General features: G+C 39.2%; 2 protein-coding genes. Both read left to right on the plus strand.

The genetic code is table 11. The features are described 5' to 3' along the window. The first annotated feature begins 438 nt into the window (after positions 1-438). Entirely contained in the window at positions 439-1,563 is a 1,125-nt protein-coding gene (locus FJ366_04175) for a hypothetical protein (GenBank protein MBM3894763.1), read from the plus strand. 17 nt (positions 1,564-1,580) lie between these two features. Next, a complete protein-coding gene (locus FJ366_04180) occupies positions 1,581-3,068 on the plus strand; it encodes an MCE family protein (GenBank protein MBM3894764.1) in 1,488 nt (495 codons plus the stop codon). Positions 3,069-4,093: the final 1,025 nt, after the last annotated feature.

The following is a 4,093-nucleotide window of genomic DNA, read 5'->3' on the forward strand; positions in this document are numbered from 1 at the left end:
TGATGATCAAAATCTAACCCAAACAAGACTCAGTGGCACTAACGGTCTCGGAAGCGGCTTTGATGGAGAAAGACAACCGTACTCACGAACTAATGAGCGAGCATCTTTTGAAACAAAAGGTGGATCATTTTTTACCCCCCCACCAAAACGAGAGATTCCCGCTCGAATTCGCAACGAAAATGCAGATTTCTTAAATCAAATAAACAACCACAGCATGCAGCACCCAGCAGCACATACCCAACAAAGTCATCCCGAAGACATCTCACAGTTTATGGACGCTTTCTCCAAAACACCTCTTGGTCAAATGAACGACGAACAACTTAATTCTCTGATGCTCCAAACACTTCCCCCCGAAGTTGTTGATCAGGTGTATAAAGAAGCCGAAGAATATGAGCGCAATCCAGAATTAATGTACAAAGTGATGAGAGGAATGATGTAATGGCATTCTTACTACAAAAAAATAATGGCTCTGTTCTCCTGATTGTTCTTTGCTTTTTAAGCATCTTGGGCGTTTTAACTCAAAAACTACTCAAAACAACTTTTTTAACCGTCACACAAATGAAACAACAAATAAAAAAAGATCGCGCACAAATCTATGCACTCAATGGTGTTTTTTTAGCACTTTCACAACTTAACCAACAACCCCAAAATTCCAAAGAAAAAAAAGAAGGCGAATCAGAAAAAAGCTTATTACTCGAAACCCTTTTACCACTCATCAATAAATGGCAAACATTCACGCTTACGCAAAAACTTGATGGCGTTGATGCAACAATAAAAATATACATCTCCTGCGAAGAAGGAAAAATTCCTGTCCAAGGACTCACGACCCAAGAAAAAGAAAAAAAACCGGTAAAAGAATTTATTCCTCTCATAAAACAACTCAGCTTTAATAAAAAAAATGCGCAAAATGATATCTCACCAAAACTCTTTAGTTTACTTGCGAATAAAGAAATCATGGATGCAACTCAACTTCACCAAATTATCGACTATCCATTCTTTATCTCACCCGCATCATCAGAGGTTAAAAAGCGAAAAAATGGCTATTTTCAATCTCCGGCAACAACTGATATTTTTACAACCTGGAGCAAAGAAAACAAAATAAATCCTCTCTTTTTGTCTCACGAATGCAAAAAAATTCTTTCGATAAAAACACCGGAATATAAGACAAAAGGTGACAAAAATGAAAAAGATTTTTATCATCAGGTCGCCTTAACCATTTCAAAAGAGTGGGGATCGGACTGGAACAAAAATTCTCAACTCCTTGCAAGCCTGTACAAAACAGAGGTTTCTTTGCCAAAAGAAATCCAAACTGTTTTAACAGAAGCCATTGAGCCTGAGATATTTTCCGTGTTATCGTGTGGCGTTGTTCAAGGTATCGAGCAAAGAATTTACGCAGTCATTCGTCGTAATGGCCGTAAACCTGCGCAAGAGCCTGCCACTGAAGCGAAAAAAAATATGGACAAAAACCAAGACGAAAAACTTAAAACAGTGCTCAGCTCGGACGGTGAATTTGGTGTTTTAAGAACGTACTGGATTGATGAATTTGAAAAATATGAAATTTAAACCGTAGGATTTGTACTGTGAATACGGAAACCAAAGTTGGACTTTTTATTATTATTGGAATGGGATTTTTTTTATCACTCAGTGTGTACATTGGTGATATTAAATTTAATAGAAATGAATACAGCGTATATCGCGCTTATTTTGACGAAACAGGTGGCCTTGAGACAAAATCTCCCATAAAAATCGCAGGCGTTTCTGTTGGTTGGGTTGACAGCGTTGCATTGCTAGAAGGCGGCAAAGCTGAAATTGTCATGCGCATAAAAAGCATTCACAAGCTTGGTAAAAATGCTTTTGCTCGCATTTCTCAGGAAGGATTAATTGGAACAAAAACAATCGAAATCGATCCAGGAGAATCCTCGAGTGGCTACCTTACACCAGGAAGCACCCTTCCTATGCCAGGAAGAGCTCCAACTACGGTGAGTGGAATCTTGGAACACTTTAAAGACATTACTTCTAACGTTGGAGATTTAACCTCTGGTCTTAAAAATACTTTTGCTACCGTTGAAGCAGAAAAAAAGATTCATCAAACATTAACCAATACTCATAAAACCAGCGCAAACGTTGAAGAATTTACCAGTCATGCAAATCAACTCATCAAAGAAGAAAAAGAAAATATCGCACGCTCAATAAAAAACCTTGAACGAATTACCGAAAAATTAAGTTCAGGAATTACTGAAAATGCCGACGAAACAATTGCCCGCGCTCGCAACATTCTAGAAGAAACAGATGGCATCGTAGAAAAAATAAATAACGGAAAAGGCTTTATTGGTAAATTAATCAATGAAGATCAACTCTATGGCGACCTACAAAAAACAGTTGCCGGCGTTAAAAACTATGTCCAAAAAGCTCAAAACATTCATATCAACGTTGACGGACACCTTGAGTCTATGACCGACAAATCAGACCGAAAAGGATACATCTTGCTGAATGTTTGCACCTATTCTGACTATTTTTACACAATTGGTGTAACCAGTGGAAAAGTAGGTAAATTTGACCGCCGAACAGTCAAAACAAAATATTTCGATCGAGATAACAAAGAAATAAAATTACCAACTATTGCTGAGCTACCAACCTATGAATCGCGCGATATTTTTACACTCGCAAAACATGCTCCTCTGCTCCAGCAAGTTGTTCATACCCCAAGCAAGCCAATGCTCAATATCCAGATCGGAAAACGCTTTAGCAACCTCACCTTTAGAACAGGAATGTTTGAAGACAATTTTGGAATAGCGATGGACTACAACGTCCCAACAAACTCTCCTCATTTTAACTGGATCACCAGCGTTGAAGCATTTGATTTTCATGGACACAACAGAATCAACGAAGACGATAGAATGCATGTAAAATGGATAAACAAATTCTTTTTCATGAGAAAATTATACGTAGTATTTGGAATCGATGACATCGTAGGAAGAGCTACAGGATCACCATTCTTTGGCTTTGGACTTACCTTCAATGATGACGATCTTAAATATGTTCTACCTGGCTTCATGTCGATGAAATAAGTCTTTTATTTCTTTTTTCCCTGAACAAACCGTTGATGAAAAGAGCCCTAAGCTCGTCATGTCTGCATGCTGACAAAGAATGAATCGCAAGCCTTCTTTTTTTCGCAAAAGATCATCTAATTCATGAAATGCTTTTTTCTCAACAACACCATTTCTTCCCACATACGACTGCTGAATCCACAAGGTCCATTCATTTTTAATACATAAATCCAAAAAAGTTGGTGAGTTTAATAAATCAACTCGTAATGCATCGATAAAAAGTATTCTCTTACTCGCAGGCTGCCCTGCTATAGCTTGCACATGCCGTTGAGCCGTAGCGACAACTACAACAGCCTGCAATCCGACATCACCAGAAGCATCAACATCTTTACACCACACAATTCGATCTGGACCAAACGATTCTAACAACTCATCCATTTTTGATTGAGATTTATCATCAGACCGTTGATCACACCACAACTGCCTAGAACTCATCCCCGCAGCAAACGCACCTGCAAGTTGCGTCAAGCGCAAAGGAGACATCTGTCCAGCAAAAGACGAATCCCCATCGCCTATGGACGCACTCTCTATATCATCGCCATCACGCTCTTCAACAACTGGGGCCGACACACCAAACCGACGCTGCACGCAAGACGAAACAGAACCAATAACGGCTCGCCCACAAAATTTTGCACAAGTGCCAACAATGCCTACGATCAACGCACCAAAACCCAATTGTAAACCAGAAATCCCAAAAGCACGCTCTCCGGATTGTCCAGAGCCATCTGCGCAACCTTGCATCGATCGAAAAATAAAATCACGAGGATCTGATGATGTTACATACACCACAAATATTGGGTCCAATTTTTCATCAAAACAAATTTGTATCACAAATCGTTGCTTTGATAACTCAACAAACAATGACGTTGGCTTTTTTTTTGCAAGTATTTTTCTGATTTCTTTTGTAAAAACTTTTTCAGTTGTTGAACACATGAGAGCTGCGCGGGTCGATAGCCGCAACCGTTTTTCAGCACGAGGCAGACACG

The sequence above is a fragment of the Candidatus Dependentiae bacterium genome (assembly GCA_016871815.1).
In the GTDB taxonomy this organism is placed as follows: Bacteria; Babelota; Babeliae; order Babelales.

Excerpts from the sequence above, each read along its gene's own strand:
- FJ366_04175 (MBM3894763.1), top strand. The coding sequence starts at position 439 with ATGGCATTCTTACTACAAAAAAATAATGGCTCTGTTCTCCTGATTGTT.